General features: G+C 73.1%; 25 protein-coding genes. 18 read left to right on the top strand and 7 right to left on the bottom strand.

Translation table 11 applies throughout. The annotated features are described in order from the left end of the window. Positions 1-140: 140 nt before the first annotated feature. A complete protein-coding gene (locus KIT14_15970) occupies positions 141-1496 on the bottom strand; it encodes an outer membrane protein transport protein (protein ID MCW5892022.1) in 1356 nt (451 codons plus the stop codon). A gap of 226 nt (positions 1497-1722) precedes the next feature. On the opposite strand from KIT14_15970, the gene KIT14_15965 reads away from it, so the two are divergent. From KIT14_15965 to KIT14_15930, 8 genes are all read left to right on the top strand, one after another. After that, positions 1723-2004: a hypothetical protein gene (locus KIT14_15965; protein MCW5892021.1), complete on the top strand. Its 282-nt coding sequence runs from the start codon at positions 1723-1725 to the stop codon at positions 2002-2004. Between the two features lie 328 nt (positions 2005-2332). Then, positions 2333-3511: an endo-1,4-beta-xylanase gene (locus KIT14_15960; GenBank protein ID MCW5892020.1), complete on the top strand. Its 1179-nt coding sequence runs from the start codon at positions 2333-2335 to the stop codon at positions 3509-3511. 82 nt (positions 3512-3593) lie between these two features. After that, positions 3594-3983, top strand: a complete 390-nt coding sequence (locus tag KIT14_15955) for a hypothetical protein (protein ID MCW5892019.1) — start codon at positions 3594-3596, stop codon at positions 3981-3983. 76 nt (positions 3984-4059) lie between these two features. Next, on the top strand, positions 4060-5274 hold the full coding sequence (locus tag KIT14_15950; protein MCW5892018.1) for a cytochrome P450: 1215 nt from the start codon (positions 4060-4062) through the stop codon (positions 5272-5274). Between the two features lie 6 nt (positions 5275-5280). Then, complete coding sequence (locus tag KIT14_15945; GenBank protein MCW5892017.1) at positions 5281-6036, top strand: methyltransferase domain-containing protein; 756 nt, start codon at positions 5281-5283, stop codon at positions 6034-6036. 32 nt (positions 6037-6068) lie between these two features. Then, complete coding sequence (locus tag KIT14_15940; GenBank protein ID MCW5892016.1) at positions 6069-7127, top strand: glutathione S-transferase family protein; 1059 nt, start codon at positions 6069-6071, stop codon at positions 7125-7127. Between the two features lie 379 nt (positions 7128-7506). Further along, positions 7507-8151 carry a glutathione S-transferase family protein gene (locus KIT14_15935; GenBank protein MCW5892015.1) on the top strand — a complete coding sequence of 215 codons (645 nt, stop codon included), beginning with the start codon at positions 7507-7509 and terminating at the stop codon, positions 8149-8151. 32 nt (positions 8152-8183) lie between these two features. Continuing rightward, complete coding sequence (locus KIT14_15930) at positions 8184-8999, top strand: SDR family oxidoreductase (GenBank protein ID MCW5892014.1); 816 nt, start codon at positions 8184-8186, stop codon at positions 8997-8999. A 4-nt stretch (positions 9000-9003) separates the two neighbouring features. On the opposite strand, the gene KIT14_15925 is transcribed toward KIT14_15930, so the two are convergent. Further along, positions 9004-10404: a hypothetical protein gene (locus KIT14_15925; GenBank protein ID MCW5892013.1), complete on the bottom strand. Its 1401-nt coding sequence runs from the start codon at positions 10402-10404 to the stop codon at positions 9004-9006. Between the two features lie 8 nt (positions 10405-10412). Next, on the bottom strand, positions 10413-10568 hold the full coding sequence (locus tag KIT14_15920; GenBank protein MCW5892012.1) for a hypothetical protein: 156 nt from the start codon (positions 10566-10568) through the stop codon (positions 10413-10415). Positions 10569-10757: 189 nt separating this feature from the next. On the opposite strand from KIT14_15920, the gene KIT14_15915 reads away from it, so the two are divergent. Continuing rightward, positions 10758-12911, top strand: coding sequence for an elongation factor G (locus tag KIT14_15915; protein MCW5892011.1), 2154 nt, complete (start codon positions 10758-10760; stop codon positions 12909-12911). Positions 12912-12997: 86 nt separating this feature from the next. Further along, complete coding sequence (locus tag KIT14_15910) at positions 12998-13411, top strand: hypothetical protein (GenBank protein ID MCW5892010.1); 414 nt, start codon at positions 12998-13000, stop codon at positions 13409-13411. A gap of 7 nt (positions 13412-13418) precedes the next feature. On the opposite strand, the gene KIT14_15905 is transcribed toward KIT14_15910, so the two are convergent. Continuing rightward, positions 13419-14264, bottom strand: a complete 846-nt coding sequence (locus KIT14_15905; protein ID MCW5892009.1) for an SDR family NAD(P)-dependent oxidoreductase — start codon at positions 14262-14264, stop codon at positions 13419-13421. Positions 14265-14728: 464 nt separating this feature from the next. Between KIT14_15905 and KIT14_15900 the strand changes: the two genes are divergently transcribed. Continuing rightward, the gene (locus tag KIT14_15900) at positions 14729-16450 is read left to right on the top strand and encodes a hypothetical protein (protein MCW5892008.1); all 1722 of its coding nucleotides are present in this window, start codon (positions 14729-14731) and stop codon (positions 16448-16450) included. Positions 16451-16475: 25 nt separating this feature from the next. Here the strand turns inward: KIT14_15900 and KIT14_15895 are convergent, their stop codons facing one another. Genes KIT14_15895 through KIT14_15885 form a run of 3 tightly spaced genes read right to left on the bottom strand, consistent with a single transcriptional unit; the run spans position 16476 to position 19217 of the window. Then, a complete protein-coding gene (locus tag KIT14_15895) occupies positions 16476-17318 on the bottom strand; it encodes a cupin-like domain-containing protein (protein MCW5892007.1) in 843 nt (280 codons plus the stop codon). Further along, positions 17315-18322: a radical SAM protein gene (locus tag KIT14_15890; GenBank protein ID MCW5892006.1), complete on the bottom strand. Its 1008-nt coding sequence runs from the start codon at positions 18320-18322 to the stop codon at positions 17315-17317. The genes KIT14_15895 and KIT14_15890 overlap by 4 nt, the downstream gene beginning before the upstream one ends. After that, positions 18309-19217, bottom strand: a complete 909-nt coding sequence (locus tag KIT14_15885) for a UbiA family prenyltransferase (GenBank protein MCW5892005.1) — start codon at positions 19215-19217, stop codon at positions 18309-18311. The genes KIT14_15890 and KIT14_15885 overlap by 14 nt, the downstream gene beginning before the upstream one ends. Before the next feature lie 185 nt (positions 19218-19402). Here KIT14_15885 and KIT14_15880 point away from each other — a divergent pair, with 185 nt between their 5' ends. The 7 genes from KIT14_15880 to KIT14_15850 are packed head-to-tail and all read left to right on the top strand — an operon-like array spanning position 19403 to position 26575. Next, positions 19403-19861 (top strand): OB-fold domain-containing protein, encoded by a 459-nt coding sequence (locus KIT14_15880; GenBank protein MCW5892004.1) that lies wholly within the window; start codon positions 19403-19405, stop codon positions 19859-19861. A gap of 21 nt (positions 19862-19882) precedes the next feature. Next, a complete protein-coding gene (locus tag KIT14_15875) occupies positions 19883-20383 on the top strand; it encodes a Zn-ribbon domain-containing OB-fold protein (GenBank protein ID MCW5892003.1) in 501 nt (166 codons plus the stop codon). Then, complete coding sequence (locus tag KIT14_15870; GenBank protein ID MCW5892002.1) at positions 20380-21501, top strand: lipid-transfer protein; 1122 nt, start codon at positions 20380-20382, stop codon at positions 21499-21501. Before KIT14_15875 ends, KIT14_15870 begins: the two co-directional genes overlap by 4 nt. Then, on the top strand, positions 21498-22652 hold the full coding sequence (locus tag KIT14_15865; protein MCW5892001.1) for a thiolase domain-containing protein: 1155 nt from the start codon (positions 21498-21500) through the stop codon (positions 22650-22652). Before KIT14_15870 ends, KIT14_15865 begins: the two co-directional genes overlap by 4 nt. Positions 22653-22654: 2 nt before the next feature. Continuing rightward, positions 22655-23467, top strand: coding sequence for an enoyl-CoA hydratase/isomerase family protein (locus tag KIT14_15860; GenBank protein MCW5892000.1), 813 nt, complete (start codon positions 22655-22657; stop codon positions 23465-23467). A gap of 47 nt (positions 23468-23514) precedes the next feature. After that, positions 23515-25374: a tetratricopeptide repeat protein gene (locus tag KIT14_15855; GenBank protein ID MCW5891999.1), complete on the top strand. Its 1860-nt coding sequence runs from the start codon at positions 23515-23517 to the stop codon at positions 25372-25374. Between the two features lie 55 nt (positions 25375-25429). Next, positions 25430-26575, top strand: coding sequence for a CoA transferase (locus KIT14_15850; protein ID MCW5891998.1), 1146 nt, complete (start codon positions 25430-25432; stop codon positions 26573-26575). The last annotated feature ends 5 nt before the right edge of the window (positions 26576-26580 follow it).

Raw genomic sequence — 26580 nt, 5'->3', positions numbered from 1 at the left:
CGGCGGCTGCTTCGAGGCCGTGCTGCCCAACGTGCGCCGCAACTCGGCCACCGAGTTCAACGCCAAGAGGCCGTGAGGAAGCCCTAAAGGAATCCTGAGCGGACGTCCCTTCGACCAGCGGGCGGCTTCCGGGCCGCCCGTCAGTCGAAGGTCAGCGTCGCCTGGAAGGCGACGAGATCGGCCATCGCCGAGAACTCGCCCTTCAGCACGTTGCCCGTCACCGCATCGCGGTTCCGGGTCGAGGCGTCGGGGATGAAGATGTGGGCGTATCCGGCGTCGAGGCGGAACGCCGGCGTCACCTGGTAGCCGGCGCCGAAGGCGAGCCAGTAGCGGTCGTTGTCCGGGATGCGCGGGTCGCGGAAGCGCGGGCTCGAGATCACCGTCTCGTCCCACGCGAAGCCGGCGCGCAGGCTCCAGCGCTCGGTGGCGTCGTAGCGCATGCCGAGCGCGACGCGGAAGCTGTCGCGCCAGTGCTCGGGCGCGCTGAAGTCGGTCTGCTTCGGGTTGGCGAAGTTCACGTAGAGCGTCTGGAAGCGGTCCCAGTGCGTCCAGGTGACGTCACCCATGACCGCGAGCCGCTTCGTGATCTGCTGGAACGCCGCCAGCGAGGCCGAGTCCGGGAACTCGACCGGCGCCTTGCCGGTGGTGTCGCGCAGCTGCCCGGTCGGCCGCACCAGCGCGCGCGCCTGCGGCGGCACGCTGAAGTCGGCGTCGCCCTCGAGCACGTGCTGGACGCGGGACCGATAGGTGAGGCCGACGCGGGTGCCGCTGCGCGGCTCCCACATGGCACCCAGATTCCAGCCCACGCCCCAGCTGCTGCCGACGATCTTCACGAACGCGTCCGCCCCCTGCGGCGGCACCCCGGCGGCGGTGCACAGCTCCGGCGTCAGCCCCTGCTCGATGCAGAGCGTCCCCAGGTCGAGGAAGTTGGTGAGCTTCGCGTGCGCGTACTGCACGTTGAGGCCGGCGCCCAGGGAGAGCCGATCCAGCACGCGCACGGCGAGGCTCGGGTTGACGTTGACGGATTTGAGGTCCGAGACGACGGCGTTGTAGCGGCCGACCCACTCGGGCTCCCAGGCGGTGCGGAGCCCGAACGGGGCGTCGACGCCGAGCCCGATCCAGAGGCGGTCGAGCAGCTGGTGCGAGACGTATAACGACGGCACGGCACCGAGCGCGCCGCCGTTGCCGCCGTCGCTGCCGCGCAGCCGGCCGCCGCCGGCGATCGGGTTCAGATGCGAGCCCTCGTCGTCGAACGTGCCCCAGGTACGGATGCCCGCCATGCCGCCGACGAGGTTCGTGCCGCGCAGCAGCGTCATGCCCGCCGGGTTGAAGTAGATGGTGCGGGCGTCCTCGGCGACGGCCGCCTCGCCGGCCCAGGCGCTGCCGAGCCCGCGCCCCCCGTGCTCCGTCAGCGCGAAGCCGCTCGCCCTGGCCAGTCCCGGCACGAGACACACCACCACGGCGGTGATGGCGCGAAGTCCCCGAACGGTCCGCATGAGCCCCTCCCGCGAGCGTCGGTGGGGCCACCATGCGCCGATCGTGGGTCCTGTCGAGGGGGGTCGCGGCCGAACGCCTCGACGGCGCTCCCCCCTCACGGCGAGCGAGCGACGCCCCGATCGACGCCCGAAGGCTCCCCCGAACGGCACCGCGCCGCCACGGCCGTCGCCGGCGACGGCGGTCTTTCGTTGCGCGCCCGGAGGCGCGCGTGGTTCGCTGTGCCGCGTGAACCTGCCGCAGATGTCCGTCCTCACCCTCGTCGTCGCCCTGCTCGTCGCCGCGCCGTCCTCGTCGGCGTCGGCGGCCGGCCCCACCTGCCGCGCCGTGCGCAGCGCCTGCGGCGCCGCCGCGGCCTGGGCGGCGCGCGCCTGCGACGGCAACTGCACGCGGCTCGGGGAGCGTCCCGTGATCGCGACCTGTCGCGCGGCATGCCGCGCGGCGCGCACGACCGCGAAAGGCCGACTGCCGCGCCGTCGACGCCTGCGCCGTCGCCTGCGCCGCGGCTGACGCCAGCTGTGCGGCAACGACTCGCGGCTGCCGCAGCGCCGCCCGCGCCGCGTACCAGGGATGCCGCGCCCGCTGCGACCGCAGGGACCTCCACTGCTCCCTCGGCTGCGAGCGCGCCCGCGCCGCCGGCGAAGCGTCGTGCGGCTACGCCGTCGCGCACGCCGAGACGGGGACGGCGACCCTGCCCGACCTGCCGGCCGGCGAGCCGGCCGATCTCGCGCTGCTGCTCGACGGCGCCGAGCAGGCCGTCGTCGCCGCCGCGGACGCGCGCGCCGCGACGCTGCGCTCGCGCCCGCTGCGGCTGTGGGTCGGCGCACCGGGCGCGACCGTGACCGTCACGCAGACGCGTCACGGCTTCGCCTTCGGCTTCCCCATCGACCTGCGCGAGTTCGTGAACGCGCCCGGCGAGCTCGCGTTCTACACCGACCTCGCCCAGAAGCACGCGAACTTCGTCGTCATGGAGACCGGCATGAAGTGGCGGACGGCGCAGCCGACGCCGGATCGCTTCGCGTTCGAGCTCGCCGACTCCGAGATCACCTGGGCCGCGGGACAGGCGTTCCCCGTGAAGGGGCATACGCTCTTCTGGGGCAACGTCCCGCCGTTCTCGAGCGGCTCCGGCGTGCCGGTGTGGATCCGCGAGCGCTTCCCGAACCCGACCCTGACGCTCGCACAGCGCGCGGAGCTGCGCGGCTACCTGAAGGCGTACGTCGAGGCGACCGTCTCCCGCTACCGCGGCCGCATCGACGTCTGGGACGTCACCAACGAGACCCTGAATCTGTTCACGCCGTTCCTGATGGACCGGCTCGGCGTCGAGATCCTGCCCGAGATCTACGCCTGGGTGCACGCCATCGACCCCGGCTGCCAGCTCGTCTTCAACGAGTGGATCACCGAGGTCTTCACCGGCCTTCCGGGTCCGAGCGCCGCCGACGTGCGCGATCGCGTGCGCACCCTGCGCGCGGCCGGCGTGCCGATCCATGCCATCGGCCAACAGGCCCATTTCGTCCCGGGCATCGTCTACGCCGGCGGGACCGCCGACCTCTCACGGCGCACGCGCATCGACGACTACGCGGCGGCGCTCGAGACGCTCGCCGAGACGGGCCTACCGATCCACATGACCGAGGTGAACTTCGTCGCCCCCGACGCGCCCGAGCTGCGCGCGGCGCAGGCCGAGGCGCTGATGCGCGTCTGGTGGGGCCATCCGGCGGTGGACCAGATCGTGTTCTGGGGCCTGTGGAACGCGGTGAACGCCCGCAATCACCTCCACCACGGGCTGTGGGACGACGACGGCTCCCTCACCCGCCACGGCGCCGCGGTGGCGTCGCTGCTGAACGACCGCTGGCGCACGCGCGCGAGCCTCACCGCCGACGCCACCGGCGTGGTCGAGCTGCGTGCGACGCTCGGCGACTACGTCGCCTCCTGGGAGGTGCAGGGGCAGCCGGTGCACATGCGCTTCCGCGTGGAGAAGGGCCCGGGAACGGCCGTGGTCGCGGCGCTGCCGGCACCCTGATCGGCGTGCCGGAGGCCGCTGCGAGCGCCTTCTGCGCAGACGCGGGCTGGCCATAGCGCGCCGGAATGATTACCTCGCCCGCGTGCAACACCACGACGAGCCCACGAAGGAGATCGATCGGTCCCTCCCCACCGACCCCACCGGCACGGTTTTCCAGCCCGACCTGCTTCTCCCGAGCCAGATGGCAGGCGCCGCCCCGCCGGACGACCCGTGCCGCCGCCTGGTGCTGGCGGTGCTCGAGCGCGCCCTGCTCGACGCCTCCGGCCGCAGCCGCGACGCCGAGCGTGACGAGGCGCGCGCCTGGATCGCCTCGGACGCGGAGTCGCCGTTCTCGTTCCGCTGGGTCACGAACCAGCTGGGCATCGACGGCGACTGGCTGCGCAGCCGCGCGCGGCGTCTGGCGCCGCGTATCGAGAAGACGACCCCGGCACCGGCCCCCGAGCCGCAGGCCGACGGCCGCAACGCCGCCTGAATGCACGGGCCCGGCCGGCCGAGAACGGCCGGGCCCATGCTTGTGAGGGCCGGACGGCCGTGGTGAGACGGGCCCCATGCGGAACCCCACGGCTACCGGCGGCGATCCCTGGTTCGGCTGTCACCCCTTCAGCCAGGAGTTTCGCGACGACCCGTATCCGCTGCTCGCGCGGCTGCGCGACACGGCGCCGATCCACCTGACGCCCGCCGGCATCTGGCGCGTGACGCGATACGCCGACGTCGATCGGCTGCTGCACGACTCGCCGGTCGGCGTCCGCACCACCGACGGCGCCCTGCCGGGCGTCGACGAGTCGCTCACCGGGCCGCGCGAGTTCATGCTCCAGCGCGACCCGCCGGCGCACACGCGCCTGCGCAAGCTCGTCAGCCGGGCCTTCACCCCGCGCGCCATCGCCGCGCTCGAAGCCAACGTCGCCCGCATCGTCGACGAGTGCCTCGACCGCGTCGCGCCGCGTGGCGAGATGGACGTCGTCGCCGACCTCGCGCTGCCCGTTCCCTCGACGGTGATCTGCGAGATGATGGGCGTGCCGGTCGCGGACCGCGACCGCTTCACGGTGTGGACGGCGAAGGCCACGCACGCGCTGGCGTCGTCGTTCCTCACGCCCGAGCAGCTGGCGGAGACGCAGACCGCGGCCATGCAGCTCGCCATGTATTTCCAGGAGCTGGTCGCCGCACGCCGCGAGCGCCTGGGCGACGACATCCTCTCCGAGCTGATCCGCGCCGAGGAGGCGGGCGACCATCTGAGCCCGAGCGAGCTGCTCTCGCAGGCGATCGGGCTGCTCATCGCCGGCTTCGAGACCACGATCGGGCTCATCGCCAACGGCGTCCGCGCGCTGGTCCGCCATCCCGACCAGCTGGCCCTGCTGCGCGCGCAGCCGGAGCTGACGAGGTCGGCGCTCGAGGAGTGCCTGCGCTTCGACGGGCCCATCGTCCTCACCGGGCGCGTCGCGCACGAGGACCTCGCCTTCGGCGACGTCGTGATCCCGAAGGACGCGCGCATCTGGGCCATGCTCGCCAGCGCCAACCGCGACCCTGCGGTCTTCGCGGACCCCGACCGACTCGACGTCGGGCGCGATCCCAACCCCCACCTCGCGTTCGGCGGGGGGCCGCACTTCTGCCTCGGCGCGCACCTCGCACGCCTGGAGGGGCAGCTCGCGATCGGCGGCCTCGTGCAGCGCTTCACCGACCTCGCGCTCGTCGAGCCGACGGTGACGTGGGGGCCGTCGCTGTTCCGGGTGCCGGGGCGCCTGCCGCTGCGCTTCCGGGCGGCATAGCACGTCATGACGGAGTGGCAGGGCGCCGAGTACGAGGCCGTCTCGCGGCTCCAGCAGGAGCTCGCCGCCGCCGCCCTCGGCGCCGTGACGCTCGCCGACGGCGAGCACGTGCTCGACGTGGGCTGCGGCGACGGCCGCGTCACCGCCGCGATCGCGGCGCGCACGCCGTCGGGGCGCGTGCTCGGCGTCGATCCGTCGCACGACATGATCGCGTTCGCGGCGCGGACGCATGCCGCGCCGAACCTGGCCTTCGAGGTCGGCGACGCCCGGACGCTCGGGCACGCCGGGGCCTTCGATCGCGTCGTCTCGTTCAATGCCCTGCACTGGGTGCACGAGCAGGACGCGGCCCTGCGCGCGATCCACGCGGCGCTGCGGCCGGGCGGCCGCGCCCTGCTCCAGCTGGTGCCGCGCACGCAGCGCCGGTCGCTCGAGGACGCGATCGAGGCGGTCGCCGCCTCGCCGCCCTGGACGGCGCAGCTCCCCGCGCACCGCACGCCGTTCGCACATCCGTATCCCGGGGCCTTCGCCGCGCTCGCCGAGTCGGCCGGCTTCGCGATCGAGCGGCTCGAGGTGCTGGAGGGAGCGTTCGACTTCGGCAGCCGCGCGGCCTTCGCGCGCTTCGCGCACGCGACCTTCGTCGCCTGGACCGGCGAGCTGCCGGCGGACCTGATCGACGCCTTCATCGCCGACGTGCTCGACCGCTGGGCGGGCGGCACGATCTTCGCCTACGACCAGCTGCGCGTCGCACTGCGCCGGCCTTGAGCCGACCGCCCGCCCGGCCTACACGAGCGGCGATGTACGTCGTCCACGGCCTGACGCCGTCCTACTTCACGCGCAAGGTCACCGGATACCTCGACCACAAGGGCCTACCGTGGCGGCTCCGCCCGAGCATCGGCGCCAACCTCGAGGCCCGGCAGGACGGCTGGAACGGCGGCATCCCCGTCGTCACGACCCCCGACGGCACGCGCATCTGGGACTCGACGGCGGTCATCCTGCATCTCGAGCGCCGCCATCCCGGCGCGAGCGTCGTCCCGGACGACCCGCTGCTCGCCTTCCTCGCCTTCCTGCTCGACGACTTCGCCGACGAATGGCTCTACCGCCACGCCGTCGGCACGCGCTGGCTCTTCCCGGAGAACGCGGCGTCGGGCAGCTGGGACATCGCGCGCGAGGGCGCACTCGAGACGGGCATCGGCGTCGGCGCGACGCGCGAGCTGGTGACGGGCGCAATGACGGCCTGCCTGCCGCGCCTCGGCGTGACCCCCGCCAACGTCGACGCGTGGGTCACCGAGTCGCTGCTGCCCTGGCAGCGCGCGCTCGGCGCGCACGTCGCGATCCACGGCGGCGTCCTCGGCGGGCGGCCGTCGCTCGCCGACTTCGCGCTCTTCGGCGGCAACGTCGCGCACTTCCTCGGCGACCCGCTGTGCTGCCGCTGGGTCGAGGACGCAGCGCCGGAGATGGTCGCGTACACGCACGCGTTCCTCGCGCCGGAGCGGCGGCCCGCCGGCGCCTGGCTCGACGCCGGCGCGCTGCCCGACACGCTCGTCGCCCTCCTCGCCGAGACCGGCCGCCACTACCTCCCCTGGGTCACGCGCGCGACCCGCGCCGGCGCCGCCACGGTCGACTTCGCGTCGGGCGTGACGGCCGAGATCGCGACCACGAACTTCCTCGACGTCGCCCGCGGCATCCTCATGGCGCGCTACGTGGCCGCACGCAGCCCGGCGCTCGATACGCTGCTGGAGCGCGCCGGCATCCTGCGCTGGCTCGCCGACCACACCGACCAGGCGACGGCGATCCCCGACCCGGCGGCGCCGCCGCGGCCGGCCGACAACCAGCCATTCCGCGCCGGAGCGTGAGCGGCCGCATCGCGCGGCGGCCGAACTCGTCTCGAGCATCGCGCGGCGGCGGCGCTGGTATTCTCGCCGTGCCGATCGCGCCACCGCGGAGGAGATGTTCGAGGTCGTGGAGGAGCTGCGTCACGGCCGGCACGGGCATGGCCGCGCGCGGTCGGGGCGTTCGCCGTGCCCACAACGGCTACCCGGGCGGCGTCCCTCCAGCTCGCGGACGCCGCATCGCTACCAGGCAGGCCCGCCAGTACGAGCAGCCGGGTACCGCGGCGATGGTCGCGGCCAGGACCGCGACCATGCGCGCGCATCTTCCCGTATTCGTCGTCGGAGACGACGGCGCGATCGTGCAGCGGCTTGCATGGGTCCGGCACCCGCCCTAGCAGACGACATGCTGTTGATCGGCCAGTACGATTCCCCCTTCGTCCGCCGCGTCGGCATCGCGCTGCACCTCTACGGCATCGGCTTCGAGCACCGTCCCTGGTCGGTCTTCGGCGACGCGGAGGCGATCGCCGCATACAACCCGCTGCGCCGGGTGCCGACACTCGTCCTGGACGACGGCGAGGTGCTGATCGAGACCAGCGCCATCCTCGACGCCCTCGATCAGCAGGTGGGCGCGGGCCGGGCGCTGATCGCGCCGGCAGGTCCGGAGCGCCGCGCGGCCCAGAAGGCGTGCGCGCTGGCATCGGGGCTCGCGGACAAGGCCGTGGCGCTGGTCTACGAGCGCGTGCTCCACGCCCGCAGCACGCCGCTGTGGACGGCGCGCTGCCGGGCGCAGATCGGCGACGTCCTGCGCGTGCTCGAAGCCGAGCGCGCGGCCGGGCCAGGGCCGTGGTGGTTCGGCGAGGCGCTCGGGCACGCGGACGTCGCGGTCGCGTGCGCGCTGCGCTTCGTGCACGAGGCGCATCCGGGCGTGTTCGACGCGGATGCCCATCCCGCGCTGGCGGCGCATGCGGAGCGCTGCGAGGCGCTGGAGCCCTTCCGGCTCGTGCAGCAGCCGTTCGTGGTGGCCCTCCCGGCCGCCCACGAGGCGTGACGGCCCGGGCCCCTGCGGGCTAACAGGTGGGCATGGCCATCCCGCTTTCCCCCGCCGGCGCCGGCACCGCCCCCGGCCTCGGCCGGCTGCGCGGCCGGCACGTCCTCGTCGTCGGCGCCGGCCGCGAGACCTGGGGCATGCCCGATCCGCCGCCCGGCAACGGTCAGGCGATCGCGCGACTGGCGGCGCGCGAGGGGGCGGCGGTCGCATGCGCGGACCTCGTCGCCGAACGCGCGCAGGCGACCGCGGACGAGGTCCGCACCCTCGAAGGAGGCACGGCGCTGGCCATCGCCGCCGACGCCGCCTCCGACGCCGAGGTCGCCCGCATGCTCACGGAGGCCGTGGCGGGGCTCGGGGGACTCGACGCGATCGTCTGCAACCTCGGTATCGGGCGCGGCTTCGGCCTCGCGGGCACGAGCGCCGAGGACTGGGACCTCGTGCTCGCGACCAACCTGCGCTCCCACTTCCTGTGCCTGAAGCACGGCCTGGCGCTGCTGCCGGAGGGCGGCGCGGTCGTCCTCGTCTCGTCCGTGGCCGGCCACCGCGCCGGCAGCCGCGTCCCCGCCTACGACGCCTCCAAGGCCGGGCTCTCCGGGCTGCTGCGCCACGCCACCGGCGAGGGCATGCGACGCGGCGTGCGCGTCAACGCCGTCGTGCCGGGGCTCATCGACACCAGCCTCGGCCGCCTCGCCACCGCGCAGCGGCCGGATCGCACGCGCCGGCTTCCCTTCGGGCGACAGGGCACGGCGTGGGAGGTGGCCTACGCCACCGTGTTCCTGCTCTCCGACGAGGCCGCCTACGTCGCCGGGCTCGAGCTGCGCGTCGACGGCGGCCTGCTGGTGCTCTGACGCCCTACGGCGGCGTCAGGTCGTGCGGCGTCAGCACGTAGGTGTTGGCCGCGTTCGCGAAATCGCCGGGCGCCCACATCGGATCCTGCATCTCGGCGATCCAGCTCGCCTTGACGAGCGGGCGGATCTGGACGCGCGAGTCGCCCCAGCCGGCACCCCACTCGGGCTGATCGAACCAGCGCGTGTTGATGTAGGCGACGTTCTTCACGATGTCCGCGTTGGCGTGGACGTGCGCGAAGAACGGCGCGAACCACGTGTCCCAGTGCGTCTGCTCGTCGCCCAGCGAGAGGTTCCGCTGCGGCGTCGCCTCGGCGATCATCACCGGCTTCCGGCGCTCGCGCGCGATCGTCATCATACCGCCGCTCGGGTTCGACTGCTTGAAGTACGAGTAGCCGACCCAGTCGACGTAGTCGTCGCCGGGGTACCACTGGAGCAGCGTCGACCGGCTCGTCGTGAAGCCGCTCGACTGCCAGACGGACACCACGTTGGTCACGCCCTCGGCCCGCAGCCGGTCCATGATGCGGCGGAACGCCTGGACGTAGAGCGCCTTGTCGTAGCCGTTCCAGCTGCCGTCGAACTCGTAGCCGATGCGCAGGAAGACGGGCCGGCCGACGTCGCGGATGAACTCGCCCAGCGTCGTGATGCTGGCGTCGCGCGCGCCGGAGACCACGTTCTCGAGATCGCCGACCATGTACAGGCCGATGGCGATCATCCGCCCGGCGAACGCCGGGTTGTCGAGGTAGCACTGGCCGCACAGATCTCCGGTCCCGAAGTTCACGCGGTGGCGGAGCAGGAACGTGAAGCGGACGTCGGTGTAGATCGTCACGCCCTCGGGCATGCCGACGTAATCGACGTAGCCCTGGTCGTGGACGTAGCCGAAGCCGAGCGAGGCCGGAAAGCCGCCGACGGCGCCGAGCTCCTGCCCCATGAAGAGCCACGTCTTGCCCTCGGGGTGCAGTCCGGGCGGCACGTCGCGCAGGACGAGGCTCATGTAGAGCTTGCCGTCGGCGCACTCGACCTCGCCGACCCCGATCTCGTTCCAGCGTGCTTCGACCAGCACGGGATCGTTCGCCCACGCCGCCCAGACGACGTTCGTGGCGACGCCGTTGCGATCGATGGGCCGCTCGAGCCCCGGATCGAGCACCGCCGACGCGGCGAGCTCGTGGACGGCGGTCGTCGTGGGCTCGCCGTAGGTCGTGAGCGCGTGCGCCGCCGGGCTCGCGACCCCGGCGGCGCACATCCGCGCCGCGCTGGCCTTCGCGGCCGCGGCGAGCGACGGCACCGAGCGCACCATGGGACTTCCCGCATTCGTGCGCAGGGTCGCCACGCGGGGCGGGATCAGCTCCACGCAGCCGGTCGACATGGTGAGCAGCAGCAGCGAGGGCAGCGCGCGGGCGAAGGTCACGTGCGGTTCTACGGATCCGGCTGCTCGGGGGGCAAGCCATTCCTCGGCAGCGCGCGAAATTCCCCGCCGTCCAGGGCACCCGCATCCCCCGAGCCGGCGCACACCGGGTCGCGGCCATCCCAGCCCTGGGCCGCCGTCACCACCATCGCCAGCATGCCGCGCATCGCCTCGGTGCTCTCCTCGGAGCTTCTCCTCGGACCTCTCTTGGAGCGCGACGCCGCGGCCGAGCGCGGCGAGCGGGCGCGGGCAAGACTCGCGTACGGGTTTTCCCGCATCGCGCCCCCGGCGCGATGCCCGGGCGTTCGGGAGCGAGGTGAGTGACGAAAATTTGACGACGGGTCTTTCTCCGGAGGATGTGTTCGGGCAAAGTGGCGGGTTTAGGACAACCTATGGACACCATCCGCAACATCGGCATCTCCGCCCACATCGACTCCGGCAAGACGACGCTCACCGAGCGCATCCTCTATTACACGGGTCGCATCCACGCGATCCACGAGGTGCGCGGCAAGGACGGCGTCGGCGCCAAGATGGACTCGATGGATCTCGAGCGCGAGAAGGGCATCACCATCCAGTCGGCGGCGACGTACTGCCTGTGGCGTGGCTCCCGCGACCAGCTACCGGAGCACAACGTCAACATCATCGACACGCCCGGGCACGTCGACTTCACCATCGAGGTGGAGCGCGCGCTGCGCGTCCTCGACGGTGCGATCCTGGTGCTCGACTCCGGCAAGGGCGTGCAGTCGCAGTCGATCACCGTCGACCGCCAGATGAAGCGGTACAAGGTTCCGCGCATCGCCTTCGTCAACAAGATGGACAACCCGGGTGCCGACTACGACCGGGTCGCGGCGATGCTGAAGGAGAAGCTCCATCACCACGCCGTGAAGCTGCAGGTGCCGATCGGCGCCGAGGACCGCTTCCAGGGCATCATCGACGCGGTCAACCGCAAGGCCTACTACTTCGACGGCGACAACGGCGAGAACATCCGCAAGGAGGACGTGCCCGCCGAGTACGCCGAGCGCACCCAGAAGGCGCACGAGGAGCTGATCGAGCAGGTCGCCGAGGTCGACGACGAGCTCGCCGAGAAGTACCTCGGCGGCGAGGAGATCAAGGTCGAGGAGCTGCGCGCCGCGATCCGCCGCGCCACCCTCGCCCTCAAGATGACGCCCGTCATGTGCGGCTCGGCCTTCCGCAACAAGGGCGTCCAGCTGCTGCTCGACGCGGTCTGCATGTACCTGCCGAACCCGACCGAGCGCGAGAACGAGGCCTACGACCAGCAGGGCGGCGAGCACAAGATCCTGCTCTCGCCCGACCCCGAGGGCGCGATGGTCGGGCTGGCGTTCAAGCTGACGCAGGACAAGTACGGCCAGCTCACCTACTTCCGCGTCTACCAGGGCACGGTCCGCACCGGCGACACGATCATCAACACGTCGAACCAGCTGCGCAAGGTGCGCGTGCCGCGCATGTTCCGCATGCACTCGGACGAGCGCGAGGAGATCCAGTCGGCCGGGCCCGGCGACATCGTCGCGTTCTACGGCGTCGAGTGCTCGTCGGGCGAGACCTTCACCGACGGCAAGCTCAACGTCACGCTGACCTCGATGCACGTGCCGGCGGCGGTGATCTCGCTGGCGGTGCGGCCGAAGGAGCGCGCCGGGGAGCAGAACTTCTCGAAGGCGCTCAACCGCTTCACCAAGGAAGACCCCACCTTCCGCGTCCACCAGGACGAGGAGTCCGGCGAGACGATCATCAGCGGCATGGGCGAGCTCCACCTCGACATCTACATGGAGCGCATGCGTCGCGAGTACAATTGCGACGTGATCGCCGGCAAGCCGCAGGTCGCCTACCGCGAGGCGATCACGACGCGCGGCGAGTTCATGTACACGCACAAGAAGCAGACCGGCGGCTCGGGCCAGTACGCGAAGGTCGGCGGCTTCATCGAGCCGCTGCCGAGCGATTCGGTCGAGTCCTACGAGTTCGTCGACGAGATCACCGGCGGCGCCATCCCGCGCGAGTTCATCCCCGCCTGCGACAAGGGCTTCCGCGAGGCGGTGAAGAAGGGCTCGCTGGTCGGCTTCCCGGTCGTCGGCGTGCGCGCCACCATCAACGACGGCGCCTCGCACGCGGTCGACTCGTCGGAGATGGCGTTCAAGACGGCGGCGCTCATGGCCTTCCGCGAGGGCTTCGAGCGCGCCAGGCCGGTCATCCTCGAGCCGCTCATGAAGGTCGAGGTCGAGGCGCCGAGCGAGGGCCAGGGCGCCGTCGTCGGGCTCCTCAACCAGCGCCGCGGCATGATCGTCGACACGGTCGCCGACGACGCCGCCGTCACCGTCACCGCCGAGGTGCCGCTGAACAACATGTTCGGCTTCGCCACCGACCTCCGCTCCGCCACCCAGGGCAAGGGCACCTTCACGATGGAGTTCGCGAAGTACGCCGCCCTGCCGAAGAGCGAGCAGGAGGAGATGATCAAGAAGCACCGCGAGAAGCTCGCGGCCGAGGCGGGCAAGAAGTGATCCCGGCGGGGGGGGGGGGCCCGCCCCCCCCCCCCCCCCCGCCCCCCGCGGCCGCCCCCCCCCCCCCCCCCCCCCAGCGTCGCGCCGTGGCGTCCGCACTGGCTCTGCGCCGCGGCTTCTGGCGGCTGACGCTGCTCCTCTGGGCGCTCGGTGCCGTGGCGCTCGTCTGGTGGACGGCCGAGCCGCTCTTCGCGCCCCTCGGCAATACCTGCGTCGAGACCGACGCCCCGCCTTACGACGAATGCGCGGTGCCGCCCGACCCCGCCGCGCTCGGCTTCACCGACCGGCTGCTCGGCGCGCTGCGCGCGCCCCCGCCCGTCGTCGACACCACGCGCGACGTGCCGCGCTGGACCACCGTCCGATGGCGCCGCGCCGTCCGCACGCTTGCCGTCCGCCAGGCGACGTGGGCGGCACTCGTCTGGGGGCCGTTCTACCTGCTGGTATGGGCCTTCGCCGGGTTCCGCACCGAGACGCCGCGCGGCGACGTCCGTCCCGGCTGAGGCGCGCCTACGCGCGCATGAACGCCGCGAAGGCTTCGGCCCAATCCGGGTGCCAGCGCGACAGCGCGGGACGGTTCTCGATCACGTCGCCGATCGCCCACTGCATGCGGCGCTCGTCCATCGCGCGCGTGACGTCGTCGTCGGGACACAGGACGTAGAAGTCGCCCGCCGAGAGACCCGCGAGCAGGAACTCGACGACCTGCTCGGGCGTCCACGCGCCGGCGGGCTTCTCGGCGGCGCCCGTCATGCCCGTGAACGTGAAGCCGGGGATCAGGAGATGCGCGGTCACGCGACAGCCCGGCCGGTTGCGCAGATCGTGCGCGAGGCCCTCGGTGTAGACCTTCACGCCGGCCTTGGCGACGTTGTAGGCCGTGTTGCCGGGCGGCGTCGTGATGCCCTGCTTCGAGCCGGTGTTGACGACGCAGCCGGGCCGGTCCTCGGCGATCATCGTCGGCACGAACGTCTGGCAGCCGTGGATCACGCCCCAGAGGTTGACGTCGAGCAGTCGGCGCCAACGCTCGGGATGCTCGAGCGGACCGCCGCCCGTGCCGATGCCGGCATTGTTCATGAGGAACGCGACGTCGCCGAGCTCGCGCATGACGACCGCCTGGAGCCGCTCGAGGTCTTCCACCCGGGAGACGTCCGTACCGACGGCGAGCACGGCGTCGGCCCCGGCGCTCGCGTGCTGCCCGACGTCGGCGGCGGCGCGGCGCAGCGGCTCGCCGTCGAGATCGGCGAGACACACACGCATGCCCATCGACGCCAGGCGGCGCGCCGCGGCGAGCCCGATCCCGCTCGCTGCACCAGTGACGACTGCCGTGCGTCCCGCCGTGAGCGCTGGGTGCTGCTGCATGCTCGGTCCTCCTTTGCCGGCGTGCATACCGGTCCTTCCGGGTAGCCTGCGTCCGCGGAAGCGGCAACGGGGGCGCCGCGTTTGACGCTCGCTCCCGCTCGTGCGAGCAGACTCGGCCTGTCTCCGCTCCCGCCGGTCGACCCGCGTCCCCCGCGCGCGCTGGGGCCTGCGCGCCTCGGCGCCGCAGCGGTGCTCTTCCTGGCGTACGCGCTGCCGCTCTACTGGCCGCCGCCCGCGGGGGCACCCGCGGGGCCGCCCGACGCCGGCCTGCTCACGCGGCTCTTCCCCGGCGTGCCGCCGGCGTGGATCGCGCTGCGCCTGCTGGCGCTCGCCGGCGCCGTGCTGCTGCTCGCGGGCGGGCCGTCGCCCGTGAGGCGGCAGCCGTTCGGGCTCGGCGCGCCGCGAGCGCGCCGCCGCGCGTCCCGGCGGCCACGGCGCTCGCCATCGCGCTCCTGCACGCAGCCGTGTTCCCGTGGGCGACGAGGCTCGGCCCCGGCGGCCAGACGGTGTATCTCGCCGCACTCCTCGTCCCCGCGGCGATCCTGACGCTGCCGTGGCGCGTGCGGGTGCCGCGCTGGCGGCGCACGCTGCCCGTCGCCGCACTGGTCGCGCTCTGGGCCGGCTGGTGCCTCGCGGCCGACCTCGGCTCGCCGCGCGTCGCCACCGTCGTCGACGGCTGGCGCGGCTGGGTCGATCTCGTGCTGTTCGCTGCGCGCGGCATGAACCTCCTGACGCAACCGTTCGACGCCGATCTCGCCGGCGTCGGCGCGATCCTCACCGCCTTCCACGGCATGCCGCTCGTGCAGGCGGGCGTCGTGCCGCTGACGCTCGCCGCCATGCAGGTGCAGCAGATCGCTTGGCTCGCCGTCTGCGCAGCGGGCGTCGCACTGCTGGCACGGCGGCTGGTCGGAGCCGGCACGGAGCTGGTCGCCGTCGCCGTGTTTCTGTTCGCGCCCTACACGCGCTTCGTCGCGTTCTTCCCGGGACCGTTCCTGGTGGGGCCGCTCTACGGCACCGCGATCGCGCTGCTCGCGCTCACGGCCTGCCGGCGACGCTCGAACGCGGCGCTGGCCGCGCTCGGCGCGGCGTCGGGCGTCGCGCTCACCTACCCCGGCGTCGTCCCCGCCGCCGGCTTCTGCGTCCTGGTGACGCTCTGGCAGCTGCGCCGCGACTGGCGCCAGCTGTGGGTGGGAGCCGCGGCGGGCCTCGCCGCGTTGGTTGCGGTCGTGGGGCCGGCGCTGCCCGACGTCATGCAGATCGGCCGCATGGCACAGCACTTCCATCTACACGGCACGGTGTCGCTGCTGGAGCCGGCGCTGCTGGGGCAGCTACCGATCGGCGCCTTCGCGGAGGCGCGCGCGGCACAGATCTGGCGACCGCTCGACGTCGTGCTCGGCGCGCTGGTCGAGCCGTTCGCGAACGCGCGTCTCGCCATCCGCCTGTGGGGTGATGCGATCGTCGATCCGCTCGGCGCGACGCTGCTCGGCGTCGGCCTCGTGGCCTGCGGGCGCGCGGCGCCGACCTCGCCGGGCGCAGCATTTCTCGTCGCGTACTACGTGATCGCGCTGGCGCCGGCCTTCGTCTCGCCGGTCGACCGCGTCGACATCGTGCACGCCGTGGTGATCCCGCTACCGATCGCGCTGCTGGCCGGCGCGGGCGCGCGCAGCATCGGGCGGCGTCTGCCGCACGCGGTGCGACGCGGAGCCGCGGCGGCCGCGGTCGCGACCATCGCCGTCGGCGGCACCGCGCTCTTCGACGGCGTCAACCCGCGCATCCTGCCGGCGTCGGCGCCGGCCATCGCGATCGAGGGGCTGCACGACGCCGATGCCGGCCGCGTCGTCGTGCTCGGCCACGCGCACGCCGTGAGCAGCGACGTGCGCTGGCTCTTCACCGGCCCGATCACCGCGTTCGCGGGCCGGTTCCCGCTCGGCTTCCTCGAGTACGACGGCGGCCCACTGCCGCAGGACGGCTTTGCCGCCGACGGCATCGACGTCCTGGTCTGGAGCCCCGGTCTCGACGCCGACGCGCAGGTGACCCGAGCGGTGTGCGCGCAGTGGCCCGCGGCCGACGTCTACGAGCTGCGCGACGCGGCCGACGCGAGCCGCGTGCTCGCGGCGGACATCGGCGGCCGCCGCTGGACGCCGGCGCTGCCGCCCGGCCGCTGGCGTCGGACGGGCTGCCGGTAGGTCGGCGCGCGCAATCCGCGTCGCCTCACGTCCACTCGTCGCGGCGGATGCCGCGCAGCCGCTTCCACGCCGTCGAGGCGTGCGCCAGCCCCTGCACGAGCCGGCCGCCCCACCAGAAGTTCATCGCCACGGCGTCGTCGAGCGAACGCGTGTGATGCCACCACCCGTGTGGGATGAAGAGCGTCTCGCCGGGCGCCAGCGTCGCCACGCGCGCCGGCGTGCGGCCGAAGCGCGGATGCTCCGCGGCGTCGAGACGCTCGGGGTCGACCGTGGAGAAGTTCGGCATGCCCGAGAAGACGCCGCGCGGGTACATGCCGCGCGCGCCCGGCGGGAAGAGCAGCCAGCGCTTGCGGCCGTGGAGGTGGACGTGGAGGTTGTGCGGAACGTCGCGATGGAGCGGCGTCACCGTGCCGGCCTTGCCGAGCCACACCTTGGCGCGCAGGTGCGGTGCGCCGGTGCAGTACGCCGGCACGCGGAAGGTCTCCTGGAAGAGCGGCGGGAAGTTCCACGTCGGCGCCATCACGTAGTGACGCGCCGAGCCCGGAGACCCGAGCGACGCGGTGAACGTGCGCAGCGCGATGCGCCGGAAGAGCACGCCCTGGTGCGGATCGTCGCGCAGCGTGCCGCCGGCGAGCTCGGCGGCGACGACGCGCGCCGCCCCCCAGCGCGCGCCCATGCTGTCGGGGGCCCAGATCGACGGCGGCGCCCAGCCGCGCGTCAGGCCCGTCAACACCACGGGCTCGCGCGGCGCGAGCCAGCGGCGCGCGAACGTCTCCGCATCCGGCGCCTCGACGCGCCCGAGCGGGTGCGTGCGGAACGCGAACGCCGGCGCGTCGTCCGCGCCCGGCACCCGGACGCCGGCGCTCATCCGTAGCTCCGCAGGCCCTCGAGCGCGGCCGCGAGCGGCCGGCGGAAGAGCGTGTTGAACTCGAGCATCGGCCCGACGGAGCAGGTCGTGCACGGCGTCGTGCGGTCCCACGCCGTGCGCCAGTCGTCGGCGAGGAGGTCGACCGAGGTCATCTTGAGCTTGGTGTACGCGCAGGCCCAGCCGCGCCCGAGCGGATCGACGTAGAGGTAGCCGTGTCCGGCGGGACAGCGCGCCCCCGGCTCGGCATAGGCGGAGACGGAGAAGTCGCGCCACTCGGCGAGGAACTCGAGGTACGGCGTCGAGCTGACGATCGGCCGGCCGCGCCGCTTCTCGGCGAGGAGACGGCGCCAGAACGCGCGGAAGCGCTCGTTGGTCACCGACGCGGGCACCGTCCCGCGCACGACGTCGGTGTCGGTGCACTGCGGCTGGAAGTGCATGCGGAATCCCATCCGCGCCGCCTGGTCGAGGAGGTGGTCCACCTGCGCCAGGCTGTGCTCGGTGACGACGCAGATGGCGATCACCGGCTTGCCCGCCGCGACCAGGCGCGCGATCGCCGCGAGCACACCCTGGTGCGCGCGGGCGCCGCGCGCCGCCGCGTGCGCCGCCGCGTCGCCGTCGAGGCTGGTGTAGACGAGGTCGGCGCCGGCGAGGCGCTCGGGGTGGCGATCGTAGAGCGTCAGGTTCGAGTTCAGGGTGACGAAGAAGCGTCGCGCCTTCGCGAGCGCCACGATCTCGCCGAGGTCCCGGCGCATCATCGGCTCGCCGCCGGCGAGCCCGAGGCGGCGCACGCCCATCGCCTGGAGGCGGCCGAACAGGACGTCGATCCGATCGAGCGCCAGCTGCGTCGGGTCGATGAAGGGGCAGTTGCAGTAGCTGCACTGGAGGTTGCAGCGGTTGGTCACCGCGAAGGTCGCCGAGAACGGACGCGGTGCGCCGTCGGTCATCCAGGCGAGAAGGCTCGTGCCGTACGCGTAGCCGATCGCGAGCTTGTCACTGAAACGCATCGGGAAGCCCCAGGAGGCAGAGCCAGACGACCCCGAAGTACGCTTTCGTCGCGAGCCAGCCGATGCGCGCGCTCGGCACGAGGAGATGGACCGCGAGGGGCGTCGCCGCGCTCACCGCCCCGGGCAGGCCGAGCGCCGGCCGGAGCGCGACGCCGAGCAGCGCGACCAGCACCCCGAGCACGAGCACCGACAGCGCCCGCGAGCGGACCGCGGTGGTCGTGATCGCGCTCGCGGCGTCGGCGGCGCGATCGTCCAGCGCCTGATAGAGATGGCAGACTGCCGTCATCAGGCCGACGACGACGAGCAACGTCGGCGACGCGCCGGTGATCGCCGCGTAGGCGGCGCCCCACACGCCGCACCAGACGACGTCGAGCACGGGAACGCCCTTCAACGCCGCCGAGTACACGACGTTCACGAGCATCGTCGCCGCGACCGCCAGCGACGGCGCGGGGCCGAGCGTCGCCGCGGCGAAGAGCAGCGTGAGCGTCTTCAGCCCGAGGACGCTCCACACGGCGAGGGCGCGCCGCTCGAGGTAGACGGCGACGAGCGCGGGGTCCTTCTTCGGGTTGGTCGCGTCGGCGGGCGCGTCCCACAGGTCGTTCACCGCGTACATCGCGGCGATCACGAGCAGCGAGACCAGCGCCGCGGCGACGGCCTGCGCCGCGTCCGTCGCCCGGGTGGCGATGAGGGAGAGGTTGATCGCCAGCAGCGCCCCCTCCCCGCGCCGGACGCGGTGCAGCGTGGACGCGGTCAGCGCCCAGAGGAGATCACGAGCCGCGGACGGCGACGCGGAGACTGCGGGCGCCGTCCGCACCGCCGCGGCGAGGGCCTGCGGCCGCTCCGCCCACGCGTTCGCCCCCTCGCGCGCGTCCATGTCGGGCGGGAGGGCTACCACCCGCCGCCGGCGGGGGTCAAAGAAATCCGGCGCCGCGTGGGCTGTGTCGTCTGCGCGGAAAATCCCGGTCGCCGGGCTCGCCGAGCGGGGCGCTCGACGCCGGGGCCGGGGCGGCCGTTGCGACGTGCGCGACGCCGTGGCGCGCGTTGACAAACGCTCGTTTGAAGTACTACCCACCGAGCCCCATGGCCGACATCCGCGCCGACCCGCTCGAGCTCCGCACCGCGATGGAATTCCCGTACAAGCACTCGACGGGACAGACCATCGGACGCTTCCTCGCCGGGCTGAAGGAGCAGGGGCGCATCTGGGGGCAGCGCATCGCGGGACAGGGCGTCGTCGTGCCGCCGCTCGGCTACTCGGAGACCGATTCGTCCGAGGGCGGCGACTGGGTGCTGGTCGAGAACACCGGCACGGTCACCGCGGTCGCGAAGGTGCACCAGCCGATCGAGCGGCTGCATCCGGAAGCGAAGCCGTTCGCGTTCGTGCTGGTGAAGCTCGACGGCGCCGACACCGCCCTCGCGCACCTCGTGCGTGACGACGCCGACAAGGTGACGGTCGGCTCGCGCGTCACGGCCGAGTTCCTGCCCGAGGGCGAGCGCACCGGCAGCCTGCGCGACATCGCCACCTTCCGTCTGGCCGACTGACCTGCCGGCCGAGGAGTCCCAATGACCGAGCCGCCGAAGGAACCCGTCAAGTACGTCGACGCGAACGTCTACCTGCCCTACCACTACGTGGCCGGCGACTTTCGCGCGATCTACCTGAACGGGCTGCGCGAGGGGAAGATCCTCGGATCGAAGGACTCGAAGACCGGCAAGATCTTCGTCCCGCCGATCCTGAACTCGCCCGAGAGCTTCGCGCCGTGCGAGGAGATCGTGCAGCTCGACGACCGCGGCACGGTGACGACCTTCTGCGTCGTCAACATCCCGGTCATCGGCCGCGACCTCGAGATCCCGTACGTCGCGGCGTCGGTGGCGCTCGACGGCGCCGCCATCTCGATCTTCGCGCTCATCCAGAAGTGCAAGGCCGACGAGGTCCGCATGGGCATGCGCGTCGAGGCGGTGTGGAAGCCCGCCGCGGAGCGCACCGGCGACCACACCGACATCCAGTACTTCCGTCCCACGGGCGAGCCCGACGCGCCCCGAGAGTCCTACATCAACCGGCTATGAGCGCACTCCGCAACGTCGCCCTCGTCGGCTTCGCGCAGGGACCCATCGTCGCGCGCGACCGCCATCGCATGTCCACCGAGATGCTCTATCCGGTGGTCCGCGAGGCGCTCGCGCAGGTGGGCGCCACGCGCGACGACATCGCCTACCAGGTCTCGGCCTCCACCGACTACATGGACGGCCGCCCCTTCGGCTTCGTCGCCGCCCTCGACGTCATGGGCTCCTGGCCGCCGCGCCAGGATCTGCATCTCGAGATGGACGGCAGCTTCGCCGCCTACTATGCCTGGCTGAAGATCCAGGCCGGCGAGGCCGACTCGGCCATCGTCTGCGGCCACGGCAAGACGTCGGAGGGCGAGCCCGAGCGTATCCTGAACCTCGCGCTCGACCCCTACTACCAGGCGCCGATAGGCCTCGGGCCGACGGCGACGTCGGCGCTCCAGGCGAGCGCCTACATGGCGCGCACCGGCGCCACCGACGCCGACCTCGCCGCGGTCGCGGCCAGGAGCCGCGCCGCGGGCGCGAAGAACCCCGACACGCAGGTGCGCGAGGCCGCCGCCGCGACGGCGCTCCAGCGGACCGACTGGGCCGTCGAGCCGCTGCGCACCGGCTACCTGCCGCCGATCGGCGAGAGCGCGACCTGCCTCGTCATCGCCGCCGAGGGCAAGGCCGAGAAGCTCTGCGAGCGCCCGGTATGGATCCAGGGCGTCGACCACCGCAGCGAGATGCAGTCGCTCGGCGCGCGCGACCTCTCCCGCAGCGCGGGCGCGAAGCTCGCGGGCGAGAAGGCGCTGGCGATGGCCGACGTCGGCGCGGCGAAGGACGTCGACCTCGTCGAGCTCATGGCGACGACCCCGGTCGAGGAGCTGATCCTCTGCGAGGCCCTCGGCCTCGACGCCACGGCGAAGAAGCCCGTCGTGAACCCCTCGGGCGGCCCCCTCTGCGGACATCCGATCATGAGCACCGGCCTCGTGCGGCTGGGCGAGGTCTTCCGGCAGCTCACGGGCACCGCGGGCGAGCGCGGCGTCGCCGGCGCACGGCGTGCCCTCGCCCACGCCTCGATGGGACACTGTCTCCAGCAGAACATCGTCTGGGTGCTCGGCGCCCAGCGGAGGTGGTCATGAAGCGCCCCGTCGCGGTCGTCGGCGTCGGCCAGACGCACCACGGCGCCCGGCGCGCCGACCTCTCGATCCCCGGTCTCATCCGCGAGGCCGTCGATCGCGCGCTCACGGACGCCGGGCTCACCCACGACGACATCGACGCGATCGTGATCGGCAAGGCGCCCGACATGCTCGAGGGCGTCTGCCAGCCCGAGCAGTTCCTGGTCGGGGCGATGGGCGGCTACATGAAGCCCGTCCTGCGCGTGCACACGGCCGGCTCGGTGGGCGCCTCGACGGCGATCGCGGCGATGACGCACGTCGCGTCGGGGCTCTACGACCGCGTGCTGACGATCGCGTTCGAGAAGCAGTCCGAAGGCAACGCCATGTGGGCGCTGTCGCCGAACATGCCGTTCACGCCGCCGCTGGTCGCCGGCGCGGGCGGCTTCTTCGCGCCGTACTGCCGCGCCTACATCGCGAAGACGAGCTGCCCGCCGCACATCGGCCCGATGACGGCCGCGAACGCGCGCGACAACGCCACGCGCAACGAGTACGCCCACCTGCGCGACCCGATGTCGGTCGAGGACGTGATGAACTCGCCCGTCCTGTGGGATCCCATCCGCTACCTCGAGACCTGCCCCTCGTCCGACGGCGCCGTCGCGCTCGTGCTGGCGGCGGGCGACCTCGCGAAGCAGGGCCCGCGCAAGCCGGCCTGGATCCGCGGCGCGGCGTCGTACGCCGAGGCGATGTGGGTGCCGGGCCGCGACCAGGTGAGCCCGCGCGCCGGCCAGGTGTGCGCCAAGCACGTGTACGATCAGGCCGGCATCACCGATCCGTGGAACCAGATCCAGACCGCCGAGATCTACGTCCCGTTCGCCTGGTTCGAGGCGATGTGGCTCGAGAACCTCGGCTTCCGCGACGTCGGCGAGGGCTGGAAGGCGATCGACCGGGGCGAGCAGAAGATGGGCGCGCACCTGCCGATCAACCCGTCGGGCGGCGTGCTGTGCACGAACCCGATCGGCGCGTCCGGCATGCTGCGGCTCGGCGAGGCGGCGCTCCAGGTGATGGGCCGCGCCGGCGCGCACCAGGTCGACGGCGTCGAGAACGCCCTCGGCCACGCCTACGGCGGCGGCGCGCAGTACTTTGCGATGTGGGTCGTCTCCACCGAGGCGCCCTGACCATGGCCGAGCCCGCCGTCCTCTACGAGAAGCGCGACGGCATCGCCTTCGTGACGATGAACCGTCCCGAGGTGCGCAACGCCATCAACACCGAGATGCTCTGCCGCCTCGCCGACGCGTGGCAGGACGTCAACGACGACGACGCGGTCCGCGTCGCCATCTTCACCGGCGCGGGCGACAAGGCGTTCTGCGCCGGCGCCGACCTCGACCGCCTCGTGCGCATGCTCCAGGGCCTGCGCCCGCCGGAGACCGAGTACGACGAGCGCGTCCGCAACGACACCGCGATCATCTACAAAGGGCTGCTGCGCAACTACAAGGTGTGGAAGCCGATCATCGCGGCCATCCGCGGCTTCTGCGTCGCGGGCGGCACCGAGATGCTCACCTGCACCGACATCCGCGTCGCCGGCGACGACGCCCGCTTCGGCCTCGCCGAGGTGAAGTGGAGCCTCTTCCCGATGGGCGGCTCCACGGTCCGCCTGCCGCGCCAGATCCCCTACTGCCACGCGATGGAGATCCTCCTCACCGGCGAGCAGCTCTCGGCCGAGCGCGCCATGCAGATGGGCCTCGTCAACAAGGTCGTGCCGCCCGACCAGGTGATGCCCGAGGCGCTGCGCTACGCGCGCATCATCCAGGAAGCCGGGCCGCTCGCGGTGCAGGCGGTGAAGCGCTCGGTCGTCCTCGGCATGGAGCTGTCGCCGGAGGAAGCCCTCGAGAAGGAGCTGGAGCTCGGCATCCCGGTGTCGATGTCGGCCGACTGCCGCGAGGGCACGAAGGCGTTCAAGGAGAAGCGCAAGCCCATCTTCACGGGCCAGTAGCGCCGCAAGTGGCCCGCCCGGGCCGGAGCCGGTATACCGCGCCGCGCATGCTGCGCTGGCTCTGTGCGGCCGCCCTCGTCGTCCTCGTCGCGGTCGCGTTCTCTCCCACGCTCCAGAACGGCTTCGTCGACTACGACGACAACATCACCGTCACCGAGAACCTCGCCTTCCGGGGCCTCTCGCCGGCGCACCTGCGCTGGATGGCGACGGCCACCGTCGGCGGGCACTGGCAGCCGCTCGCCTGGCTGACGCTCGCCGTCGACCACGCCGCCTGGGACATGGAGCCGCGCGGCTACCACCTGACGAACCTCGCCTGGCATGCCCTCGCCGCGGTCCTCGTCATGGCGGTGCTCGCCGCCCTGCTCCGCGCGGCGGAGCCGCCGCCCGTCGCCGCCGCCCGCGTGACGCTCGCCGCCACGCTCGCCGCCGCGGCCTGGGCGCTGCATCCCCTGCGCGTCGAGTCGGTCGCCTGGGTGACCGAGCGCCGCGACCTCGTCTCGACGCTGTTCTGGCTCGCGGCGGTGCTCGCGTATCTGCGCGCCCACGCTCCCGGCCGCCGCCGCGGCCCATGGCTCGCGGCGGCCGTCGCAGCGACGGCGCTGTCGCTGCTCGGCAAGGCGTGGGCCATCACCCTGCCCGCCGTGCTGCTGATCGTCGACGCCTGGCCGCTGCGCCGCTTCGGCCGCGAGCGCGTGGGCGCCATCCTGCTCGAGAAGCTGCCGTTCGTCGTGCTCGCGCTGCTCGCCGCGGCGGCGACGCGCCTCGCGCAGGCGGCGATGCCGACGGGCCTCGAGAACCATCCACTCCCGAGCCGCCTCGTCCAGGCGGCATACGGGCTCGTCTGGTACCCGTGGACGACGCTGGTGCCGACCGGCCTCTCGCCGCTCCACGAGCTGGTGCCGCCGCTCGATCCGGCGGAGCCGCGCTTCGGGGCGCCGATCGTCCTGCTCCTCGCCGCCGCCGCGCTGCTCGTGGTCCAGCGGCGCCGCTGGCCCGCGCTGCTCGCGGCCGTCGCCGCGTACGTCGTCATCGTGTCGCCCGTCCTCGGGCTCGCGCAGGTGGGGCCGCAGCTGGTCGCCGACCGCTACGCGCATCTCGCCACCCTGCCCTTCTTCGCGCTCGCCGCGGGCGGGCTCTACGCGGCGTTCGGGACCTCACCGGCACGCGCCGCGGCGATCGGCGCGCTCGCGGGCGTCGCCATCCTCGGGCTCGGCGCGGCGACGTGGCGCCAGACGCAGTACTGGCACGACGACGTCGCGCTGTGGACGCGCGCGGTCGAGGTCGACGGCCAGAACGCCTTCGCGCGCACGGCGCTCGGCGCCGCGCTGCAGGCGCAGGACCGGCTGGCGGACGCGCTGCCGCAGGCGGAGGTCGTGCTCGCCCTCCTCATGGGCCGCGACACGCCCGAGCCGGTGCTGGAGACGGTGCGCACGAACCTCACGCGCGGCTGGGCCACCGTGGCGATGCAGTCGCTCATGGCGGGCGATGCCGACGACGCCCGCACGGCGGCGCTGCGTGCGCTGGGCGTGGGGCAGGACGACGCGCCGGCGATGCTCACGGTCGGTGCGGTCCTCCTGCGCACGAAGAACACCGCGGAGGCGGCGCTCGCCTACGAGCGCGCGCTCGCCGGCGACCCCACCCAGACCGCGGCGCGCACCGGCCTCGCCGCAGTGCAACTCGAAGCCGGCGAGCCCGCCGAGGCCGAGAAGAACCTGCGCGCGGTCCTCGACGCCGACCCGAGCCAGGTCGGCGCGCGCATCAACCTCGGCGTCGCGCTCCGCCGCCAGGGGCGCCCGGCCGAGGCGATCCCGATCCTCGAGGAGGCGCTGCGGCTCGAGCCGAACAGCGTCGCCGCGCAGCGGGGGCTCGCGGCAGCGCGCGAAGCGGCGAAGGCCGCGAGCCCATAGGACGCTGCTGCGGTTGACGCCTTCGAAGCCGTCGCGCTAGCACCCGAAATCGAACATGCGTTCGACGCCGCCGCTGCGCCGCTACCGGATGCTCGACCTTTCGCGTCAGCTCCCCGGTCCGTTCTGCTCCACCGTGCTCGCCGACCTCGGGATGGACGTCCTCGTGATCTCGGCGCCGAACGATCCGTTCCAGATGGGCATCCCGTTCCTGGCCCGCAACAAGCGCCACATGACGCTGAACCTGAAGACGCCCGAGGGCCGCGACCTCTTCCTGCGCCTGGCCGGCGAGGCCGACGTCGTGCTCGAGGGCTTCCGGCCCGGTGTGATGGCCCGGCTTGGGCTCGACTGCGAGACGCTGCGCGCACGCAACCCGCGTCTCGTCTACTGCGCCATCTCGGGCTACGGCCAGGACGGGCCGTACCGCGACAAGGTCGGCCACGACGTCAACTACCTCGGCTACGCCGGCGTGCTCGAATACTGCGGCCCGCCCGAGGGTCCGCCGATGATCCCCGGCGTGCAGGTGGCCGACGTCGGCGCCGGCTCGCTCATGGCCGCGATCGGTATCCTGTCGGCGCTGATGGCGCGCGACGAGAGCGGGCGCGGCCAGATGGTCGACGTCGCCATGCTCGATGGCGCCGCATCGTGGAACGTCGCGCACCAGGTGCTGCACTGGTACCGCGAGGCGCTGCCGCAGCGCGGGCGCGAGCAGCTGACGGGCTCGTTTCCCTGCTACGCGGTCTACGCCTGCCGCGACGACAGGTTCGTCACCGTCGGCGCCTACGAGGGCCACTTCTGGGCGACCCTGTGCCGCCACCTCGGGCGCGAGGACTTCATCGCCGACCAGTGGGCGGAGGGCGAGCGCCGCGACGAGATCTTCGCCGTCCTGCGCGCCGCCTTCCGCGAGAAGACGCGCGACGAGTGGATGGCCGAGCTGGGCGCGAAGGACATCTGCTTCGGCCCGGTGCTCGACATCGCCGAGGCCTACGACGACCCCCAGCTGCGCGCGCGCGGCATGGTGATCGAAACCGACACGCCGGCGGGCCCGAAGCGCTACATCGGCCCGCCCATCAAGCTCTCCGAGACGCCCGCGTCCGTCCGTACGCCGCCGGCCGGGTTCGGCGAGCACACCGACGCGGTGCTGGCAGGCCTCGGCCTGTCGCCCGCCGACATCGGCCGCCTGCGCGACGGCGGCGTCGTCTAGGAGGA

The sequence above is a fragment of the bacterium genome (assembly GCA_026129405.1).
In the GTDB taxonomy this organism is placed as follows: Bacteria; Desulfobacterota; Binatia; order DP-6; family DP-6; genus JAHCID01.
This window is presented reverse-complemented; position numbering and strand designations above follow the sequence as displayed.

Excerpts from the sequence above, each read along its gene's own strand:
- KIT14_15870 (MCW5892002.1), top strand. The coding sequence starts at position 20,380 with ATGAGCGCACTCCGCAACGTCGCCCTCGTCGGCTTCGCGCAGGGACCC.
- KIT14_15895 (MCW5892007.1), bottom strand. The coding sequence starts at position 17,318 with ATGAGCGCCGGCGTCCGGGTGCCGGGCGCGGACGACGCGCCGGCGTTC.
- KIT14_15915 (MCW5892011.1), top strand. The coding sequence starts at position 10,758 with ATGTGTTCGGGCAAAGTGGCGGGTTTAGGACAACCTATGGACACCATC.
- KIT14_15890 (MCW5892006.1), bottom strand. The coding sequence starts at position 18,322 with ATGCGTTTCAGTGACAAGCTCGCGATCGGCTACGCGTACGGCACGAGC.
- KIT14_15850 (MCW5891998.1), top strand. The coding sequence starts at position 25,430 with ATGCGTTCGACGCCGCCGCTGCGCCGCTACCGGATGCTCGACCTTTCG.
- KIT14_15865 (MCW5892001.1), top strand. The coding sequence starts at position 21,498 with ATGAAGCGCCCCGTCGCGGTCGTCGGCGTCGGCCAGACGCACCACGGC.
- KIT14_15945 (MCW5892017.1), top strand. The coding sequence starts at position 5,281 with ATGACGGAGTGGCAGGGCGCCGAGTACGAGGCCGTCTCGCGGCTCCAG.
- KIT14_15930 (MCW5892014.1), top strand. The coding sequence starts at position 8,184 with ATGGCCATCCCGCTTTCCCCCGCCGGCGCCGGCACCGCCCCCGGCCTC.
- KIT14_15935 (MCW5892015.1), top strand. The coding sequence starts at position 7,507 with ATGCTGTTGATCGGCCAGTACGATTCCCCCTTCGTCCGCCGCGTCGGC.
- KIT14_15860 (MCW5892000.1), top strand. The coding sequence starts at position 22,655 with ATGGCCGAGCCCGCCGTCCTCTACGAGAAGCGCGACGGCATCGCCTTC.
- KIT14_15950 (MCW5892018.1), top strand. The coding sequence starts at position 4,060 with ATGCGGAACCCCACGGCTACCGGCGGCGATCCCTGGTTCGGCTGTCAC.
- KIT14_15940 (MCW5892016.1), top strand. The coding sequence starts at position 6,069 with ATGTACGTCGTCCACGGCCTGACGCCGTCCTACTTCACGCGCAAGGTC.
- KIT14_15920 (MCW5892012.1), bottom strand. The coding sequence starts at position 10,568 with ATGCGCGGCATGCTGGCGATGGTGGTGACGGCGGCCCAGGGCTGGGAT.
- KIT14_15880 (MCW5892004.1), top strand. The coding sequence starts at position 19,403 with ATGGCCGACATCCGCGCCGACCCGCTCGAGCTCCGCACCGCGATGGAA.
- KIT14_15855 (MCW5891999.1), top strand. The coding sequence starts at position 23,515 with ATGCTGCGCTGGCTCTGTGCGGCCGCCCTCGTCGTCCTCGTCGCGGTC.
- KIT14_15905 (MCW5892009.1), bottom strand. The coding sequence starts at position 14,264 with ATGCAGCAGCACCCAGCGCTCACGGCGGGACGCACGGCAGTCGTCACT.
- KIT14_15970 (MCW5892022.1), bottom strand. The coding sequence starts at position 1,496 with ATGCGGACCGTTCGGGGACTTCGCGCCATCACCGCCGTGGTGGTGTGT.
- KIT14_15875 (MCW5892003.1), top strand. The coding sequence starts at position 19,883 with ATGACCGAGCCGCCGAAGGAACCCGTCAAGTACGTCGACGCGAACGTC.